20 protein-coding genes and 1 pseudogene are annotated in these 18,239 nt (G+C 69.7%); 7 read left to right on the top strand and 14 right to left on the bottom strand.

The genetic code is table 11. The features are described from left to right. Nucleotides 1-60: 60 nt before the first annotated feature. Nucleotides 61-1,017: an alcohol dehydrogenase catalytic domain-containing protein gene (locus BM013_RS26450; protein ID WP_093130646.1), complete on the bottom strand. Its 957-nt coding sequence runs from the start codon at nucleotides 1,015-1,017 to the stop codon at nucleotides 61-63. A gap of 34 nt (nucleotides 1,018-1,051) precedes the next feature. Further along, a complete protein-coding gene (locus tag BM013_RS26445) occupies nucleotides 1,052-1,816 on the bottom strand; it encodes an SDR family NAD(P)-dependent oxidoreductase (protein WP_093130645.1) in 765 nt (254 codons plus the stop codon). A gap of 180 nt (nucleotides 1,817-1,996) precedes the next feature. On the opposite strand from BM013_RS26445, the gene BM013_RS26440 reads away from it, so the two are divergent. Then, nucleotides 1,997-2,923, top strand: coding sequence for a LysR family transcriptional regulator (locus BM013_RS26440; RefSeq protein ID WP_093130644.1), 927 nt, complete (start codon nucleotides 1,997-1,999; stop codon nucleotides 2,921-2,923). Between the two features lie 335 nt (nucleotides 2,924-3,258). On the opposite strand, the gene BM013_RS26430 is transcribed toward BM013_RS26440, so the two are convergent. The 11 genes from BM013_RS26430 to BM013_RS26380 all read right to left on the bottom strand — a co-directional run bounded on the left by BM013_RS26430 (nucleotide 3,259) and on the right by BM013_RS26380 (nucleotide 10,168). Continuing rightward, complete coding sequence (locus BM013_RS26430; RefSeq protein WP_093130642.1) at nucleotides 3,259-3,624, bottom strand: TfoX/Sxy family protein; 366 nt, start codon at nucleotides 3,622-3,624, stop codon at nucleotides 3,259-3,261. Then, entirely contained in the window at nucleotides 3,621-3,986 is a 366-nt protein-coding gene (locus BM013_RS26425) for a nuclear transport factor 2 family protein (RefSeq protein WP_093130641.1), read from the bottom strand. Before BM013_RS26425 ends, BM013_RS26430 begins: the two co-directional genes overlap by 4 nt. Continuing rightward, the gene (locus tag BM013_RS26420) at nucleotides 3,976-4,803 is read right to left on the bottom strand and encodes a TetR/AcrR family transcriptional regulator (protein ID WP_218153687.1); all 828 of its coding nucleotides are present in this window, start codon (nucleotides 4,801-4,803) and stop codon (nucleotides 3,976-3,978) included. Before BM013_RS26420 ends, BM013_RS26425 begins: the two co-directional genes overlap by 11 nt. Nucleotides 4,804-4,910: 107 nt before the next feature. Beyond that, nucleotides 4,911-5,441, bottom strand: a complete 531-nt coding sequence (locus BM013_RS26415; RefSeq protein WP_093130639.1) for a hypothetical protein — start codon at nucleotides 5,439-5,441, stop codon at nucleotides 4,911-4,913. Then, the gene (locus BM013_RS26410) at nucleotides 5,438-5,878 is read right to left on the bottom strand and encodes a hypothetical protein (protein WP_143098344.1); all 441 of its coding nucleotides are present in this window, start codon (nucleotides 5,876-5,878) and stop codon (nucleotides 5,438-5,440) included. Before BM013_RS26410 ends, BM013_RS26415 begins: the two co-directional genes overlap by 4 nt. A gap of 9 nt (nucleotides 5,879-5,887) precedes the next feature. Further along, nucleotides 5,888-6,397, bottom strand: a complete 510-nt coding sequence (locus BM013_RS26405) for an OmpA family protein (protein WP_093130637.1) — start codon at nucleotides 6,395-6,397, stop codon at nucleotides 5,888-5,890. Between the two features lie 7 nt (nucleotides 6,398-6,404). Continuing rightward, complete coding sequence (locus tag BM013_RS26400) at nucleotides 6,405-7,646, bottom strand: RCC1 domain-containing protein (protein WP_177225570.1); 1,242 nt, start codon at nucleotides 7,644-7,646, stop codon at nucleotides 6,405-6,407. Between the two features lie 2 nt (nucleotides 7,647-7,648). Next, nucleotides 7,649-8,206, bottom strand: a complete 558-nt coding sequence (locus BM013_RS26395) for a hypothetical protein (RefSeq protein WP_143098343.1) — start codon at nucleotides 8,204-8,206, stop codon at nucleotides 7,649-7,651. Between the two features lie 47 nt (nucleotides 8,207-8,253). Then, nucleotides 8,254-9,186 carry a hypothetical protein gene (locus tag BM013_RS26390; protein WP_143098342.1) on the bottom strand — a complete coding sequence of 311 codons (933 nt, stop codon included), beginning with the start codon at nucleotides 9,184-9,186 and terminating at the stop codon, nucleotides 8,254-8,256. Continuing rightward, nucleotides 9,183-9,554, bottom strand: coding sequence for a hypothetical protein (locus BM013_RS26385; protein ID WP_143098341.1), 372 nt, complete (start codon nucleotides 9,552-9,554; stop codon nucleotides 9,183-9,185). The genes BM013_RS26390 and BM013_RS26385 overlap by 4 nt, the downstream gene beginning before the upstream one ends. Then, nucleotides 9,533-10,168 (bottom strand): hypothetical protein, encoded by a 636-nt coding sequence (locus tag BM013_RS26380; protein ID WP_093130632.1) that lies wholly within the window; start codon nucleotides 10,166-10,168, stop codon nucleotides 9,533-9,535. The genes BM013_RS26385 and BM013_RS26380 overlap by 22 nt, the downstream gene beginning before the upstream one ends. Nucleotides 10,169-10,486: 318 nt before the next feature. Between BM013_RS26380 and BM013_RS41340 the strand changes: the two genes are divergently transcribed. From BM013_RS41340 to cysC, 6 genes and pseudogenes are all read left to right on the top strand, one after another. After that, the gene (locus BM013_RS41340) at nucleotides 10,487-10,657 is read left to right on the top strand and encodes a hypothetical protein (protein ID WP_177225569.1); all 171 of its coding nucleotides are present in this window, start codon (nucleotides 10,487-10,489) and stop codon (nucleotides 10,655-10,657) included. 88 nt (nucleotides 10,658-10,745) lie between these two features. Further along, nucleotides 10,746-12,581, top strand: coding sequence for an ATP-binding cassette domain-containing protein (locus BM013_RS26375; RefSeq protein ID WP_143098340.1), 1,836 nt, complete (start codon nucleotides 10,746-10,748; stop codon nucleotides 12,579-12,581). Between the two features lies 1 nt (nucleotide 12,582). Then, nucleotides 12,583-15,774 carry a type 2 lanthipeptide synthetase LanM gene (gene lanM, locus BM013_RS26370; protein WP_093130630.1) on the top strand — a complete coding sequence of 1,064 codons (3,192 nt, stop codon included), beginning with the start codon at nucleotides 12,583-12,585 and terminating at the stop codon, nucleotides 15,772-15,774. Beyond that, complete coding sequence (locus BM013_RS26365) at nucleotides 15,761-16,411, top strand: sulfotransferase family protein (protein ID WP_093130629.1); 651 nt, start codon at nucleotides 15,761-15,763, stop codon at nucleotides 16,409-16,411. Before lanM ends, BM013_RS26365 begins: the two co-directional genes overlap by 14 nt. Further along, entirely contained in the window at nucleotides 16,405-17,232 is an 828-nt protein-coding gene (locus tag BM013_RS26360) for a phytanoyl-CoA dioxygenase family protein (protein WP_093130628.1), read from the top strand. Before BM013_RS26365 ends, BM013_RS26360 begins: the two co-directional genes overlap by 7 nt. Nucleotides 17,233-17,252: 20 nt before the next feature. After that, nucleotides 17,253-17,849, top strand: a pseudogene (gene cysC, locus BM013_RS26355) (adenylyl-sulfate kinase); the annotation flags it as partial. Between the two features lie 7 nt (nucleotides 17,850-17,856). On the opposite strand, the gene BM013_RS40640 reads toward cysC, so the two are convergent. Beyond that, nucleotides 17,857-18,168, bottom strand: coding sequence for a hypothetical protein (locus BM013_RS40640; RefSeq protein WP_143098339.1), 312 nt, complete (start codon nucleotides 18,166-18,168; stop codon nucleotides 17,857-17,859). Between the last annotated feature and the right edge of the window lie 71 nt (nucleotides 18,169-18,239).

The raw sequence follows: 18,239 nt of genomic DNA, 5'->3' as shown, positions 1-18,239 counted from the left end.
GGCTGGCTTTCCGACCGGTGCCGGCAAAGGTCCTAGAACCGGCTACGGCTACGGCTACGGCTACGGCAACAGCACGGTCAGCCCTGGCAGTCGACGTGCATCCATGAGCCGATGAACGTCGGCCGCTTCGTCGAGCCGTCTTTGCGTGATCACAAGATCCGCGAACACACCGGCTTCGATGAGGCCGAAGAGTTCCGCCGCGGCTGCAATCTGGTTGCCTGCATTCACGATCTGCGGCGTGCTGCCGCCACGCAGCTCTATGGCCCGCCGCGTCAGTTCGGTCTTGCCCGGCGTGGCCGGACCTGAAGCGGCGCCAAGAGCCAGGATCTTCCCCCCGTCGCGCACCGCGGCGACCGAGCTTGCAAACGTGGCGTCGCCCACGAAGTCGTAGACGGCATCCACCCCTCTCGGGGCAAGTGCCCGCACCTTGGCCAGCAACTCGGGGTCGCCGGCAGCCAGCGCGAGCGTGGAGCCCGCTGCGACCAGGGGCAGCTTCTGCGCAGAACCGGCCACCCCGATGACGGTTGCGCCCAGCGCCCTGGCCCAACGGGTGAGTATCGAGCCGACATTCCCGGAAGCGCCTTGCACGAGGATCACTTCCGAGGCCTTGATCTGATGCAGCACCCGCAACCCCATCCAGGCGGTGAGGCCCTTGGCCAGGAATGCGGCGGCCAGCTGTGCGCTGATGTGATCCGGCAATGCCACCAGAGACGACGCCTTGACCACGTTCAAGTCGGCATAGGCGCCTTCCGCGAAGAAGTAGCCGACGCGATCGCCGACCTTCAGTCGTGACTCGGCAGCGTCGATCTCGGTCACCACGCCCGCCGCCTCGAAGCCGGGCACTGCTGGCAGGGCCACGCGGTATCGGCCGGTGCGAACCATGGTGTCGACGAAGTTGATGCCCACGGCCTCGTGGCGAACCACGGCTTCGCCCGGACCGGCGCTCGGCGTTTGCGTTTGCTCGTAGCGCAGCACCGAAGGGCCGCCGGTTTCGCGGAGGACGACAGCGTGGTTCATGGCGGTTCCCGGTTGATGGTTGATGGTTGATGGTTCAGGCTGTCTGGCCGCCATCCACGTTCAACGTGGCGCCGGTGATGTATGCCGCGTCCGGCCCCACCAGAAACGCGACCGCGGCGGCCACTTCATCTGGCTGGCCATAACGGCCGAGCGAGGTCATGGCGCGCAGCGTGTCGGCGAACGCCGTGTTTTCCGGATTCATTTCGGTATGGATGGCACCCGGTTGAACCACATTGACCGTGATGCCGCGCGGGCCGAGGTCCCTGGACCATCCGCGGGTATAGGCCGCGACCGCGGCCTTGGAGGCAACGTAGTCGGCCGCGCCCGGAAATGGAATGCGCGTGGCACCCGTCGTCCCGATGGACACGACCCGCCCGCCGTCGCTCAGCAGCGGCGCGGCGGTGCGCACAGCGGTCACCACGCCCTTGATGTTGATGTCGATCTGCCGGTCGAACGACGGGAGGTCCGCACCCGGGTCACCCACGACGCCGGTGACGAACACGCCGGCGGAGTTCACCAGGATGTCGAGCCGGCCGAAGGTCTCATGGGCGGTCCTGACCAGACGTTCGACGTCCTGCGTCCGGGCTTGGTCGGCCTGGACGGCCAGGGCCTGGCGGCCAAGCGCTTTCACCTCGTCGCGCACCTGTTCGGCGCGGCCGGGGGAATTCGAATAGCTGAACACGACGTCCGCGCCATCGCGGGCGAGCCGGCGCACGATTGCGGCGCCGATGCCGCGCGAGCCGCCGGTGACCAATGCGACCTGGCCGGCGAGGGGGAGGGGAGTGGGGATGGTTCCCATGATGGTTCTTTCTTCAGATGCGATCAGCACGTTGCGATGAAGGAACTATCGAGCTTCACGGCGTTCACTGGTAGCCACTTGATGCTTGAATCTGCTTCAAGCAATGCTTGAAATAGCGAGGCCGCTGTGCGAGGCTTGGTGCTGCATCGGTTGCATGGGCAACCATCTGAAAGGAGTGCAATGGAGACTTTGGCCAACCTGGAATCCTTCGTGAGAAGCGCCGAGGCGCGCAGCTTCTCGGGCGCCGCCAGGAGGCTGGGGCTGACGCCCGCGGGCGTGAGCCGGAACGTGGCCCGGCTCGAAACGAACCTGGGCGTTCGCCTCTTCGTGCGCAGCACGCGCAAGCTTTCTCTGACCGAGGCGGGCGAGCGGCTGCTGGATGGTCTGTCCGTTGGCCTGGAAACCATCCAGTCGGCGCTTGCCGCGGTCGGCCACGCGGCGACGGAACCCAGCGGCACGCTTCGCGTCACGATGCCGCCAGGCTTCGGCACCGACTACGTGCTCCCGTTGCTCCCGGGATTCACCAAGCTCTACCCCAAGGTACTGTCGGACTGGCACCTGGACAACCGACGCGTCGACCTCATCTCCGAAGGCTTCGATGTGGCCATCGGCGGTGGATTCGATTTGTCGCCGGGCGTGGTCGCGCGTGAACTGGCGCGAATCCATCTCGTCGCAGTTGCATCACCGGCCTACGTCGGCGGCCGCAGCGAGCCGAAGGATCCGCTGGACCTGCAGGACTGGGACTGGATCGGCATGACGTCGATCCAGCTGGGTCGCGTTCGCAGTCGGCGCCTGCGCAATCGCTCCGGCAGGGAGGTGACCTTCGAAACCAGCCCACGAATGTCGTTCAACGACCCGGAGGCAGTCGCTCGAGCCGTCGCCATGGGGCTCGGGGTCACCCTGATGGCGATGCCGCATGCGGCGCCGCTGCTGCGAACGGGCGTGATCAAGCGGGTGTTGCCCAACTGGTATTGGGACGACGGGGCCATTGCGATGTACTACCCAGGCCAGAAGAAACATCTCCCGGCGAAAACCAGGGCGTTCATCGACTACGTCACCGAGCAATTCAAGCAAAAGCGGCTGGCGGAAATGTTGTCGGCGCATTGAGGCCAAGCCGACCCTTCAGGTCCGCATGGAACGCCGCGGCATCGTCCAACGTCGGCTGCGCGGTGAACACGGCCTCCGCGGTGCGTGCCGCTCGCCATGGCACTCACCAGCACCGCGGGGTCGTTGATCGGCAGCTGGATGGCATCGCGCAGCGCGGCGTCGTACTGCGGCTCGATGTTTTGACGGTGAGGCCGCGGTCCGCTTTCGATGCTGGCCCGCTGCTTCGGCCGGTGGGCCGGGGCATCTGATGGTTCGTTCAACGACAGGTTCAGCCCCGGCAACAGCGCGAGCCATGCTCCGGCGCGGAGGCCACGCGCGTCGCTTGCGATCGAGGTCTACTTTGGCGTCGTGGCCTTGCGGGACGATTTCATGGCGAGCGCGGCGCGGTGTGCATCGACAACCCATTGGCCCAGCGTGTCCGGATCCTCCACGACCTCGCTGGGCGCCTCATAGTAGGCCGTGACCGTGACCGTCTTCGCTGATCCCGCGTAGGTAAAAGGCGCAGCGCCCAAGGCCTCGAAGGTCGAGCGGGTCTTTTTGTCCACGCGCAGGTAGAGCGTGCCCTTGATGACAAACCCGAACTGAACACTGGCTGCCACAAGGCCTGCACCACCGAAGAAGCGAGAAACGCTGATCGGCCCAACCGTTCTGATCCGTCCGGCAATATCAAGCGCCAGGTCGCGGGCCGAAGCAGCGCTCATGCCGGTGATCCCTTGCTCGCGGCATCGAAGAAGCCACTGATCGCCTGAAGGCGACCGTCCTTGGACAGCACTGCGTGACTGGTGCCTGTCTGCAACGGCGTGCCATCGGGCCCTTGCAGCGCCCAATGTGCGAGGGAGCGATCGTGGTGGTGCAGCACAGATTGGATGACAAAGCGTCCACCGGGTACGTTCTGTTGAAAATCATCCATGTAATTGGACAATGCCGAACACCCTTCGACTGTGCCGTTTGGATCGCAGTAGGTAACTTCGTTGCCAAGACACGTGGCAAATTCGGCGGCGCGCGCGTCAGCGCCGAGAGACCAGGTCGCCGCGTATCGTTGCCACAAAGCTTCAGGTGTCATGGGAAATCTCCAGGTTGTCGAATTCGTTGAGGATGAGTCGCTCGAGGCCGGCCTTGTCGCAACCAGCGCGAACCAGGACCAGGATGCCTTGATAGAGCGCGAGGAGCTTCAGCGCTCCTTCCATGGGGTCTGAAGTACCGCGCAGGAAGCCAGCTCGGCGGGCAGCATCAAGCCTCTCGGCAAACGCCGCTGCCAGGATGCGCATGCCCTCGCCGACGCCGGTATGGGGGCCATCCTCGCTGCCGAGTTCTACCGCCGAATTTGTGATGAGACAGCCGTACGACTCGTCATTCGGCTCCTTCAGCAGAGAAAGAAAGAGTTCGCGCAAGCCCTGAAGACTTGCTTCGGCAGGCGCGTGGTGGCTGAGCCGGTGTTGCAGCACGGTGCGGTTGTAGTGTGCAAATGCCGCATTGAAAACACCGGCTTTGTCGCCGAAGCTGTTGTAGAGGCTGCCAGCCTTGAGTCCTGTTGCGGCTTCAAGATCGCGGATCGATACGGCCTGATAGCCCTTGCGTCTAAAGGCATGCATCGCCCTGTCGAGGACGGCGTTTTCGTCGTAGGCGCGAAGGCGTCCCATATACAGCCCATTATTTTTTAGCAATCTTTTTAGTATGGCCGATAAAAAACAGCTGTCAAGCAGTTCAGGAGAAGTGCCGTGGTGTGCGTTGAGCTGGCGCCCGAGGAACGTACCAAGGCCCGAGCGCGCTAGAAATGGATGGCGATGATGGGACTGGAACCTCTGCAAACAGCCTGAGGGTGCCGGATCACGCGCAGGCCTCGCCGATTCGACGTATCTGGCGACGCGATTCATCACCATGCGCCTCATTGGCCCTCATCGAAGGCCGATGGGTGACCTGTTCGGACCTTCCCTGGCGGTGGTCGACGCGAAAGCCCTTGCGCGGAAGGTCGTTCGAACGCCGCGCTTCACTGCCCCTTGCGCAGCACCCGGTCGAGCTCGGCCTGCCCGAGCGGCACAGGCGTGCCGCCGAACTCCCGCCGAAGCTGAAATGTGGCGGCGCCGCCGCGCGGCTCGACCGCGATCGTGGGAAAGCGCAGCAGGCGTGCGGAGTACGCCAGCAGCACCGCGCCGCTGGCAAACGCCTGGCCGTCGATCGCCAGCACGAAGCAACGGTCGGTGATGCCGATGGCACCGCCGAGTTCGTCGAGCTTGCGCGCGTCGAGCGTCCAGCTGGCGCGCGACGCGTCCCACGAGGCGATGTCGTCTTCGGTGATCAGCGGTGCGCGTCCGTCGGCGGGGCTCCACGCGCGCAGCGCCGCCGCGTCGAGCTGGCAGTGTGCCGCGTTGGTCGCGCCGATGGGGCCCGTCAGCCAGAGTGCGAAGCGGGGTGTCTGCACCTGCGCCTGCACCTGCACCTGCGCTTGCGCGCCGTGCGCGGCGAACGCGAGCAGCGCCGGCGCAAGTGAGCGCAGCACGGTGCGAAGTCGCGCGTTCATCGCCGGTCCATCCGGAAGCCGAGCACCTGATCGCCGTCGGCGGACATGCTCAGGATCGGGTTGACGTGCATCGGCGTGTCGAAGTACCAGTGGTAGACGCGCTGCGACGCGTTGGCGCCGCCTTCCTCGCGGCTGGGCGGCCCCAGCAGGCAGACCACCTCGGCCACCGGCTGGCCGGCCTGCAGCGCGCGCCGGTCGAGCAGGGCCTGCACGGCCGCCGCCCAGCGCCGGCCCGCGCCGCCGTAGTCCGGAAACTTCTGCTCGGCGACCTCGGCACGCAGCCGCTCGCGCTGCAGCGGCAGCTCGGCGTCGGGCACTCTCGGGCCGGGGCACTCGGTGGCTGCGGCCGCTGTTGCGGCCGCGCCCAGCACCAGCCCGCCCAGCACCAGCCCGCTCAACGCGAGCACCGCAACGGCACGCACAGGCCTGTGGTTCACCGCGCGCCGTCAGTTGGCGTAGACGAAGTCGACGCGGCGGTTCTTCGCGCGCGCGTCCGCGCTGTCGCCGCTCGCCGCCGGCCGTTCCTCGCCGAAGGACACGGTCTCGATGCGTTGCACCGAGACGCCCTGCAACGCCAGCTGGCGCAGCACGGCCTCGGCGCGCTTCTGGCCGAGCGCCAGGTTGTATTCGCGTCCGCCGCGCTCGTCGGTGTTGCCTTCGAGCCGCAGCGTGACCTCGGCCTTGTCGCGCATGAAGCGCTGGTTGGCCTCGATCACCTTCGCGCCTTCGGCGTCCACGGTGAACTGGTCGAACCCGAAATAGATGGTGCTCGCCGACGGCGCGAACACCGGCCGCTTGGGTTGCGGGCCGGCGCAGCAGGTGGGCTGGCCTTCGTCGCGCCGGGCGTCGCGCTGGGCGTCGGACGCACCGCCGCCGGTAGTCGGCGTGGTGCAGGCGCTGGCGAGCAGGAGCGCGAGCGCGGCGAAGCTGAGTCGGGTGGTTTGTTGCACGGTCATGGGAGGTTCAGGGTGGGGGTTTGCGCGCAGCGAGTGGAAATGCGATGCGCTGGGGTTCGTGCACGAACATCTCGGTGCGGTCGAACACGTCGGGGTAGCGGCCGAGGTCGGCCAGGCGCTGCCAGTTGCGACCGCCCCAGAGCCACAGCGTCTGGTCGTTCTTGATGCCGGCGCTGCCGTAGTCCTGCACCGCGATGCGCTTGAAGTCGCCGCCCATCGGCGCGGGCATGAGGTGGCGTTCGCCCTGGGTGCGCCAGCCCCATTCGAGCACGGTGCCGTCGCGCTGCAGGCCGAGGGCGTGCGAGTTGTCGGTGACCACGTTCACGAATCCGTCGCCGATCTTCACCGGCGTGTTGCTGCGGTCTTCTTCCACGCCGCGGCCGAAGCCGTGGCGGCTGCTGCCCCAGGCCATGAGTTCGCCCGCGGCCGTGACCGCGACCGAATAGCCCGCGCCAACCGACACCTCGGCATAGCCAGGCCCCACGCGCAGCGGCACGTCGGACCCGGGCGCGGTGGGCTCGCCCACGCCGAGCTGCCCGACCCGGTTGTTGCCCCAGGTCCACAGCGAGCCGTCGTCGCGGATCGCCGCCGCGTGGTTGTAGCCGGCGCTGATGCGGCGATAGCCGTCGCCGATCTTCACGGGCAGCGCGCGCGCCTGCCGGGTGCCGTCGCCGAGCTGGCCGGACGCGTTGTTGCCCCAGGCCCAGAGGCTGCCGTCGGTCTTGATCGCGAGCGTGAAGTCTTCGCCCAGCGACACGCGCGCAAAGCCCTTGCCGATGCGCGCCGGGCGATGCTGCGCGCCGAGGAGCTCGGCATTGCCGTTGCCGATGAGCCCCTGGCCCCACGCCCAGAGTTCGCCGTCGGGCGTGAGGGCCGCCGCGCGCTTGGGCCCGCAGGCAACGGACGCAAAGCCGCTGGCGATGCGGGTTGCCGCAAAGTGCGAGAAGACGCCGCTGGTGCCCGCCAGGAAGTCGAGTTCGTTGTCGTCGCCCAGGCCGAGCTGGCCGTCCGAATTGCCGAGGCTGCCGCCCCAGCTCCACAGCGTGCCGCGGTCGTCGAGCACCAGCGCGAAGTCGGCGCCCAGGCAGACGTCGACCGGTTTGCCGGTGGGGTCCGGCGTGGCCTTGGCTGGTGCCGTCCTGGTCTTGGTTTGGGCCCATGCATTGCCGCCTGGCGCACCCAGCAGCAGCGACACCAGCCACAGGCTCGCGGCCACGGCGCGCCGGCCTTGCCGGGGGAGTGTGATCATGTTCAGCATGTGACAGCGGGGCCATCGCTTGGGGAACGCGCGGCGGCGGGCGGGCGCTCCCGCGGGGTCACCGCCTCGACCTTGAAGTTCATGGTGAAGACGTCGGCCTTGCCTTTGCTTTTTCGCGGCACAAGGCGCAGCGTGGCCTCGCCGGGACGCAGCGCGCCGATGCGCAACGACGGCGTGGGGATCAGCGCGGCGCGGTCGGCCCCCGGCAGCACGAGCATGATCGACAGCGCGCGCGGCGATTGGAGCACGGCCGAGAACTCTTCCTCGGTCAGCACGCGCAGCACGCCCTGGCGGCTTTCGCTCAGTTCGACCTGCCAGTCGTCGGGCGTGCCGGAGGGCAGGGCGAGGCTGACCAGGTCGCGCTGGTCGAGCGTGCGCGAGGCCGGCGTCTCGGTCCAGGGGTTCTTCGCCGCCAGCGCGATGTAGTGGTGGCGATCGACCGGCGGGCCGTTCATCACGCAGGCGCCGGCGGACTGCAACAGGGCGAGCGCCAGACCTGCGCTGGCCAGCCACGGCTGCAAGCGTGTGGCGAGGGGTTTTCTTCTTTTCATGGTGGCGTACGTGGCCTGTATGGCCTGTGTTCGAGGTCGGTGGAATGTCATGGTGCGCGCGGCACCGCGGGCAGCACGGCCTTGGCGGCGCCCATCAGCGCAAGCAATATCAGCGGCCATTCAGTCCAGGCATGAAGGCCCGCCGCAATGGCGTACAGGCCCTTCGCCTGTGCGAAGTCGAGCCAGAAGCCCAGCAGGATCGCCGCGCATGCGGCCAGTGCCGCCGTGCGCCACGGCAACCCTTTCCATGCCGGCCCCAAGGCCCGGGGCACCAGGTACAGCACTGCCAGGTAGTGAAGGCATTGCGCCCAGACCAGCGCCGGCAGCAAGGCCGCACCGAAGGCGGCCGAGCCGGTGTTGGAGGCCCAGCCCAGTTCGGCGGGCCGCCACGCGGTGGCCGGCGCGCCCGTGCCGAACAGCCAGAGCAGCAGAAATAGCGCCAGCGGCGCCGCAAACACCAGCCCCAGCACCGCGCGCGCCGGCCAGGCGCCGATGCGGGCCGCAGCGGGCACCAGCCCGATGGGCGTGAAGTTGTGCGCGATGGTCAGCGCCGCCAGCACGCCCATCACATGCACGGTATCGGCCACCGCCACGAGCAAGGCCGCCAGCCCGGTGGCCGCCGGCACCAGCAGCCAGCGCCGTCGGGGGCCGGCGCCTTGCAGCAGCGTGAGGGCGCACAGCAGTGCCAGCGCCAGCGTGGTGGCGTCGCACAGGGCGGCGGTCTCGGCGTCGATGCGGTCCAGCCACAGCATGGTGCGCGCGCAGGCCTGCAGCGCGAGCGTCCCGCCCAGGCACAGCCAGAAGGCGCGGGGCAGCACCGGCGCCCAGGTTTTGCGCACCCATGCCATTTCCCACAGCACGTGCGGCAGGCCGAACACCGCCAGCGCCACGACGTACAGGCCCGCGGGTTGCCACAGCGCCAGCGCGCCAAGGCCGAGCGCCGCGGGGGCCCAGCCGTGCGCGGCCAGCTGCGACTTCACCACAGGACCCATCCCACGCAGACCGACGCCGCGTTGGCGAGCAAGGACAGCAGCAGCGCCATGCCGAACGAGCCGCCCAGCAACCAGCGCAGGCACACCGCCTCCGCCAGCACCACGGCCGACTCGACCAGCCACAGCCCCGCCACGTAGTCGTGCGTGCCGTAGTTGCCGATGGCCCGATAGGCCAGCGGGTGGGTGAGGCAGCTGGGCACGAAAGCCGCGGCGATCCGGCGAAGGGGCGCCAGCTCGTGAAAGTGGGTGAGCCTTCGGCGTGCCGTCGCCAGCAGCACGATGGGCGCCTCGACCGCCAGCGTGAGGGCCAGTGCCAGCAACTGGCCGCCGGCCATCACTGGAACAGCTTGCGCCATGCACCGACCGGCGTGAGCACGGCGGGCACGGGGTCGGTCTCCGGCCGGCACAGCACCACCGGCCGCGTCAGCTGCTGGCGCCCGCGGCGGTAGATGCTCGAGGTCTCGATCTCGCTCTTGCAAATGCCGTTCGACGGCACGACGGCGTCGCCGACCCGCACCTGCGCCACGCAGCTGTCGCCGGGCGCCTGGCCCTTGCAGAAGCGGTCGCTCACGGGCGCGGGCGTCTCGCACACCAGGCCCATGGCGGCCAGCGTGCGCCGGCCGTCGGGCTCGCGCAGGATGTCGGCGCACATGTAGCTGTCGGCCTGGTAGGGCTGCGAGGCCATCTGGCGATCGATCTGCGGCGGGTTGTCCGGCGTGCAGCGCAGGTCGATGAAGCGGTACTCGTTGCGGTTGATGCCGCGCTCGCACTTGCCGGGGCCGCCGCCTTCGAACGCGGTGCCGGGAACCGTGCAGGCGTTGCCGACGCCCTGGCCCTCGCACGGCGCGTCGGTGCGGTCGAACGCGCCGGGGTTGCTCTGGAACCGTTCGGACAGCCTGGCGGCCTGTGGCGGCAGCACGTCGGCGGCCGCGAAGCCGGTGGCAAGGACGGCGGCGAGGCAAAAAGCCATGGCCGGCCCGATCCGCCGGCGCCTGGCGGCACTTGCACGAAGAACCACGGTTTGCGGGGATGGATTCAAGCAGCGATCTATTCAGGCAAATGGTTGTCGGGGTGCCGCGCCGCGCGCCAAGGGCCGGAAACAGGGCCGGGCCGGCGGCGTGGCTGGGCATTCTCCCTGCGGCGGGGCCGCAAGCACCTCCTATGAATTGGGGATGCGGAAATCCGATCCTTACCTCGATAGTTCTCCTTGGCGGTTGCGGGTTTTTCAAACGCCGTCCGGCGTTTCCGGCAACCGGCGTCGGTAGTTTTTCCACCAGGAGTTTTTCAGATGATCGATTTGGACGCATGCATCGACGACGAAATGAAGTTGATCGAGGAAATCGACGACAAGGTCGAGTTCGCCCTGCATGACAAGGTGATGGAGACCGTCTTCAAGCCTTTCATGGGAAGCAAGGAACTGGTCTGCGCCCAGCAGTCGCGCTACAACCATTGCAAGTGAGGCGTGCGGGCCGCCAGCCGGCGCCCTTCACCGCCTCAGCGCGACAGAACGCCACGACACGTGGCGTTTTTTTGTGGGAGCTTCCTTCTTGAGCGACACCTTCGCGGCCCCGCCCACCGTGCTGCGGGGCACGGCGCTGGGCGCCATCTTCTCCGCGGTCGCGCTGCGCCGGGGCATCGCGGTGGCTTGCACGGCGCTGCTGGTGCTCGAAAAGCTCGTCGCCGTGCTGCTGCCGTTGATCTTCGTGAAGCTGCTGGCGCAAGGAGCGCAGGGCGCGCAGGGTGAGCTCGCGCCGTCGATGCTGCTGCTCGCGCTGTTCTGCGCCGCCGGCGTGGCGGTGGTCTGCCTGAGCGAGTACCGCGAGGTCCGCTTCCTGTCGATCCTGCAGAACGCCCAGAAAGCGCTGGTGCAGCAGGCGCTTGCCGCCTTCCACCGCAAGCCGCAGGCCTTCTTCGCGGCGCATGCCTCGCCGGAGCTCACCCGCGCGGTCAACCGCGCGGCCTGGAGCGTGGACGCGATCTTTTCGATCGGTTTCTTCAACATCCTGCCGACCGTGCTGCAGGTGCTGTTCGCCTGCGGCGTGCTGTGGGTGCACCTGTCGGCGCTGCACGCCGCGCTGCTGCTGCTGATGGTGGGCCTGCTGGTCAGCATGACCTACCGGTCGGTGAACACCCAGCAGGCCCTCTACCGCGAGCGCATCCGCGAAGACAACAGGATCAACGCCGTGCTGGCCGACAGCCTGGTCAACGCCGAGACCGTCAGGGCCTTCGGCGGCATCGGCTTCGAGCTGGAGCGACTGTCGGCGCGCCAGGCGCGGCTGGACGTGGCCTGGCGGCGCCAGCAGACCCAGCTGAGCGCCGGCAAGTGCGCGCAGGCCTCGCTGATCCAGCTGAGCCAGTTCGTGCTGCTGGGCGCGACGGTGCTGGCCTCGACCGGCACGGGCATCGGCACCGCCGAGCTCGGCGTCGGCCTCGTGATGGTCAGCATGTACGTCGCGCAGGTGTTCGGTCCGCTGGAGTCGGTGGGGCTGCTGTACAGCAGCTTCACCCATGCCTTCATCGACCTGCGCGAGCTCGACGCGCTGACGCGCGACGCGCCGCCGGCGCCCGAGGCCAAGGCTGCCGCCGACGCGCCGGACGCGCCGGAAGCGCCAGAAGCGCCAGAGGCGCCTGCCCCCGCGCCGCTGCAGGCCCAGTGCGTCTCGGTCGCCGTCGACGGCAAGACCCTGCTGGACGCGGTGAGCCTGCGGTTGCCGGCCCGGGGCAAGATCGCGCTGGTGGGTCCCACCGGCTCCGGCAAGACCACCCTGGCGCGGGCATTGACCGGCATGGGCCCGCTCAGCGCGGGCCGGCTGCTGCTGAACGACGTGCCGGCCACGCCCGAAACGATGCTGCGCCACGCGCTCTACGTGTCGCAGACCACCGGCCTGTTCGACGACACGCTCGAATACAACATCGGCTACGGCAACCGCGAGGTGCAGGCCGCCCAGCTCGGCGCGGCCGTCGAGCGGGCGCAGCTTGCCTCCATGCTGAAGGAGCGCGAGGCGGGGCTGGCGTCGCCGTGTGGCGAACTGGGCGCGCGGCTGTCGGGCGGAGAGCGCCAGCGCATCGCCGTGGCGCGCGCGTTGCTCAACGCACGGCCGGTGATGGTGTTCGACGAGATCACCGCACAGCTCGACGCCGTCACCGAGACGGCCATCTTCGCGGCGCTCGACCGGCTCGCGCAGGACGCGCTGGTGGTGCACGTCACCCACCATCTCGAGATGGTCGCGGACGCCGAGCGCATCTTCTGCTTTGCCGGCGGGCGCCTGGCCGAGCAAGGCACGCACGACGAACTCATGCGCAACCGCGGCGGTTACGCCGCGCTGTGGGACGCGCGCATGCAGGCGCTGGGCGTGCGGCCCCTGCTCGGCAAGGCGGCCTGAGATGGACGCGCAACGGTTTCTCGAACTGTTCGCGCCGCGTGCCGCCACGCTGGACGAGCACCTCGGCGCGCCCTGGCTCGCGGCCCACGACGGCACGGGCGCGCAGGCCGTGGCCGAGCGCCGCATCGCCCGCTGGCAGCAGGCCTGCAACCGCTTCGAGCCCGAGGGCTTCGCCAAGCGCGTGCACTGGAAGTTTCCCTCGGGCGCACCCGCGCTCGCGCAGCGGCTGGGGCCCAAGACACTGGTGTCGCCGCAAGGCGTGCCGGCGTGGATGGCGCAGGCCTGGCACTTCGTGTCGGAACTCTGCGCGCAGCCGCCGCGCGATGTGGAGGTGGCGCGCGAGCCGATGCCGTTCGAAGACCTGTTCACCGGCTTCGCCGCGCGCGAGTCGCACCGGCTGCGCGAAACGCTCAGCGCCGCGCAGGCCGGCTGCTTTGCCAACGGGTGCTTCCGCGCACTCGAGCGTCAGCTGGTCGTCGACCTGGCGGAGGTCTTCGGCTACGCGCTGGAGCACGAGTTCTCGCTGTTCCGGGTGAACCACCCGCAGCGCGAGGCCAGTGGCGGGCCCGAGCGGCTGTACCGCGAGTTCATCGCGCGGCTGCGCGCGGGCGAGCTCTTTGCCTTCGCCATCAAGTACGCGGCATTGACCCGGCTCGCCTGCCAGGCGCGCAGCCAGTGGCGCGACCATGCCGCCAAGCTGCTGACGCGCTTCGCGCAGGACCGCGAGGCACTGGCCGGCTGGCTGGGCGTGGCGCCGCAGGGGTTGCGCGTGGAGGCGCTGCACTGCGCCCTGTCGGACCGCCACCAGGGCGGCCAGAGCGTGGTCCGGCTGCAGCTGTCGCAGGGCGGCGCCATCTACTACAAGTGCCGCGCCATGGCGCTCGAACACGCGATGGGCGAGCTGCTCGAGCACGTGTCGGGCCCGGCCGGCGCTGACGTGCCCGGGTTGGCCGCCTTGCTGCCGCGCGTGCTGCCGCGCGGCGACCACGGCTGGGCACAGGGCGTCACTGCCGCCGCGCCCGAGCTGTCGCGCTACTACGCCGCGGCCGGCGGCGGCCTGGCCGCGTCGTGGGTGCTGGGCGCCACCGACCTGCATGACGAGAACGTCCTCATGGCCGCGGCGGGGCCCGCCATCGTCGATGCGGAAATGTTCGCCTCGCCCAAGCCGCGGCGCTTCGGCGGGTCGGCCGTGTCCGACCTCAACGTGGCCGAGCTCGACACCGTGCTGCGCTGCGGCCTGCTGCCGCATTGGCAGACCTTCGGCGACGGGCGCCGGCTGCAGGTCAACGGGCTCGGCGGCACCCGCGTCGCGGCCCTGGGCGTGAAGGCGGTGGCCTGGGAACACGTCAACACCGACCGCATGGCGCGCCGCATGCTGGAGGTGGAGGCGCACGACATCCCGGTGACGGATGTGCCCGCCCACGAACCGGCCGACTTCGAGGCCGAGATCATCGCGGGCTTCGAGCAAGGCTGCGCGGCGCTGGCGCGCGCGCTCGGTGGCGAGGGCGCCTGGCCTCGTTGGCGCGAGCGGCTCTCCAGGCTTCCCGTGCGCTTTCTGTTTCGCGACACGCGCGTCTACGCCATGTTGAGGCAGCGCTTGCTGGACCCGCGCCATGCGCAGCATGTGCTGGACTTCGAGCTGGAGATCGAGCAGCTGGTTTCCACGCTGGTGATCGACGACGCTTTTCCGCAGCTGCAGGCGCTGTTCGAGGCGGAGAAGAAGGCCATCCTGCAAGGCGACGTGCCGTACTTTCTGGCCCGCACCGACAGCGTCCACTGGCAGCCCGGCGCGGACACCGGCGATGCGCAGGGCGCGCTCGCGCTGTTCTCGGTGTCCGGCGTGGACGTCATTGCGCAGAACATCGCGGGCCTCACGAGCGAGCGGCTGGCGTTCCAGGCGTCGCTCATCCGCGCGACGCTGTTCGCGTCGCGTCCTCCGGGTGGGCCGGACAACCCTGCGGGCGAGGCTCGCGGCATGGCCGCGCCGGCCGTGCACGGCACGGGCGGCACCGACCCGATGGCCGCGGCGCAGCGCATCGGCGAACAGCTGCTGGCATCGGCCATCCGGGGGCGCACCGGCAGCATCGACGACCTGAGCTGGATCGCGCCGCAGATGGCCGGGCGCGACGGTTGCATGAACGTGCGCTCGCTGGGCTGCAGCCTGTACGACGGCCGCGCCGGCGTGGGGCTCTTTCTTGCCGCGCTGGCCAGGTACGGCGCGCAGCCGCGCTTCGAGGCGGCGGCCCGCGCCGTGTTCGAGCCCATCCTGCAAGGCACCTACCTGGCGCGCCGCACCGAGGACCTCGATGGCGTGCGCGGCGGGCAGGTGGGCCGAGCCTCGCTGCTGTACGGCCTGCACGCCGCGGGCGTGCTGCTGCGCGAGCCGCGCTGGGTCGAAGTGGCGCGGCGCGAGGCCCGCCGTTGCAGCGCCGCCGACATCGCGGAGAACCCCTGCGCGGATTGGATCAGCGGCCTTTCGGGCGAGCTGGCGGCGCTGCGGTCGGTGCTGGGCGCGCTGCCCCGCGACCGGCTCGATGCGGGCCTGCTGCGCCTGGTCGAACTGCGCCGCGACGCCGGCGCACCGGGCGGCGGCTGGTGGCCCGCGCCAGACATGCCCGAAGGCCTCGCGGGCGCGGGCCATGGCGTGGCCGGCATCGTGCAGGCCCTGGTCCGGCTCTACCCGGGCAACGAGGCGGCCGGCGCCTGCCTGGACGCCGCGCTGCGGTCGTTGCACGCGCGCTGGCAGCCGCGGCGCGCGGGGTGGTTGCCCTCGGCCGGCAACGAGGCCGGTGGCGCGCTGCCCGACACCTGGGCCCATGGCAGCGTCGGCATCGTCATGATGACGCAGGGCATCGACGCCGGCCGCGAAGCACACCGTGTGCAGGGCCGCAGCGAGGCGCTCGCACGGCTGCGCACCGCGCCGTTGTCCGACTGGGACACGTTGGCCACCGGCAACTGCGGCGCCATCGACATGTTCCTCTCCCTGGGCGAGCACGACCTGGCGCTGCAACGCGCCCACGCCATGCTGGCGCGCGCCGGTGCCGACGGCGACTTCCACATTCCAGGCCACCGCCTGCTGCGCCCCGGCCTGTGCGACGGCCTGGCCGGCGTGGGCTATACCCTGTTGCGGCTGCTTCACCCCGAGGCCTTGCCGTGCGTTCTTCTGCTGGAGCCGATCGATGAGGGCCTTTGACCCGCAAGCGCTGCTGGTGTCCATCCACATTCCCAAGTGCGCGGGAACCTCGTTCATCGGCTGGCTGCGCGCGGCCTTCGACGGCCGGCTGCACCTGCACTATCCCGACCTCGCGCCGCCCGAAAAACTCTCGCACCGTGCCGGGTGGTGCGTGCACGGGCACTTTTTCCACCATGCCTGGCCCATCGGCGCGAACGACTACTACCCCGATGCGCGCCAGTACATCACCGTGCTGCGCGACCCGCTGCAGATGGTGATCTCGAGCTACTTCTTCATGGCGCACAAGGGCGAGAGGCTCGCGCCCACGCTGCAGGCCTACCTCGACGAAGTGCTCACGCAGTGGCCGCGGCTCACGCAGTTCGCCGGCATGCCCGCCGCGCCCGACGCCGACGACACCTGGGGCTGGATGAACGAACGCTTCGTCTGGGTCGGCGTGGTGGAAGCGCTCGACATCTGCCTGCCGGTGCTGGCCGGCCGGCTGGGCGTGCGGGCCGCGCCCATGCCCCTGGAGAACACCGCGCCGCGCGACCAGGTGCTGGCCGACCCACGTGGCTGGGAGGCGCGCTTTCGCGACAAGTTCGCGTGGGAGTACGGGCTCTACGACAAGGCGCTGGCGGGCGCTCGCTCGGCATGCTGAGCGCCGACGCCGCGCAGGCCGTGCCCGACATGCACGATGTGCACGATGTGCACGATGTGCACGATGTGCACGACGTGCCCCCGATGCCGCAGGCCCGCATGCTGCAAGCGCTGCGCAGCGACGGCGTGCTGGTGTTCGAAGGCCTGCTGGCGCATCGCATCGCATCGGCGGCCGACGAGCACCGACGCGTCACCGCCGGCCACTTCGCCGGCATCCGGGTCTCGATGGAACTCGACGGCGAGAAGATCTTCGTGCTCGGCGACGACCTGCTGCGCGCCCAGGGCCTGCGGCACTTGGCCGACATGCTCGCTGCGCCCTGGTTCGTGGCGCTCGCCAACGACTACCTGGGCACCGCCGAGCCGGCGCCGCACGTGTATTCGATCGCGCTCGACGGCGCCAAGCAAGCGGCGGACGGCCCCGGCAACCACCACCTGCACTGGGACCCGACACTGTCGCTGCGCATGATGGTCTACGTGGGCGACACGGACCGGCGCAACGGCGCGCTCGAGGTCATCGCGGGAACCCACCTGCTCAACCACCGGCGCCGGCTCGACGAGTGGGCCGGCGGCATCGCGTACCAGCCGCGCCCGGTCTGCGCGGGCCGCCTGGAAGACACCGAGGTCGTCGAGGGGCGCGCGGGCACGGTGATCGTCTTCGACACCTCGGTCAGCCATCGCCGCGGGCTGGTGGCGCCCGGGCACACGCGCCGCGTGGCCTTCGCCCACATGCATTCGGCGCTGGCGGCCGCGCAGATGGCGGGCATGCCCCACGCCCAGGCCGCCGACCACTTGCTGTGGCCGCACGCCACCGCCTTGCCATGAAGCGCGAGCCGTTGTGTCCTGCCTTCGACCTGGACAAGGCCGCGCGCGCCGGCCTGCTGGGGCAGCGGCCGGCCGTGCTGTGGTTCACGGGGCTGTCAGGTTCGGGCAAGAGCACCATCGCCAACGCGGTGTGCAACGAACTGCACGCGCGCGGCAAGCACACCTACCTGCTCGACGGCGACATCGTGCGCTCAGGCCTGTGCCGCGACCTCGGCTTCTCGGCGGCGCAGCGGGTGGAAAACATCCGCCGCGCCGCCGAGGTCGCCCGGTTGATGGTGGACGCCGGCCTCGTGACGCTCACCGCCTTCATCTCGCCGTTCCGCTCGGAGCGCGAGATGGCCCGGCGGCTGTTCGCGCCCGGCGAATTCCTGGAGGTGTTCGTCGACGTGCCGCTGGCCGTGGCCGAGCAGCGCGACCCCAAGGGCCTTTACCGCAAGGCGCGGCGCGCAGAACTGCCGGATTTCACCGGCATCGACTCGCCCTACGAGGCGCCCGCGAGTCCCGACCTGCGGCTTGATGCGGCGGGCCGGAGCGTGGCGTTCAACGTGGGTCGAATCATCGACGCGATGGAGGTGGCGGGGCTGTTGTCGCCGCCGGACGGGCCGCGGCGTCCCTGACGCCGCGTCAGGGCTTGGCGCGTTCGCGCTGTGCGCGCTCGGCCGCCTCGCGCATCGCCTGGGTCCGCGGGTTGTGCCGGTCGTGTGATGCACGCACCTCGGCGTAGCAACGGTCGCGCGCACGCCGGCTTTCCGGCCAGCACGGCGTGCCTTGGGCGCCGGGGCTGGCGTCGAGGCACGACTGCAGCGTGCGCGCGGCAAGCGCGTGGCATGGCAGGTATTCGTTGGACGTGGGGGAGGCGAGGGCGCTCGCGCAGACGACAGCAGCAACAACTGCCGTTGTCGGCATGCGCCAATGGCTGGAATGAATACGACGCACGGTGGGTCTCCCTCGGTGTGCTGCCGATGGTAGCCAGCCGCGCCGGCTGGCGAACCCCATGAAAGCAGGAG

It is taken from the genome of Variovorax sp. OK605 (assembly GCF_900115445.1).
In the GTDB taxonomy this organism is placed as follows: Bacteria; Pseudomonadota; Gammaproteobacteria; order Burkholderiales; family Burkholderiaceae_C; genus Variovorax.
This window is presented reverse-complemented; position numbering and strand designations above follow the sequence as displayed.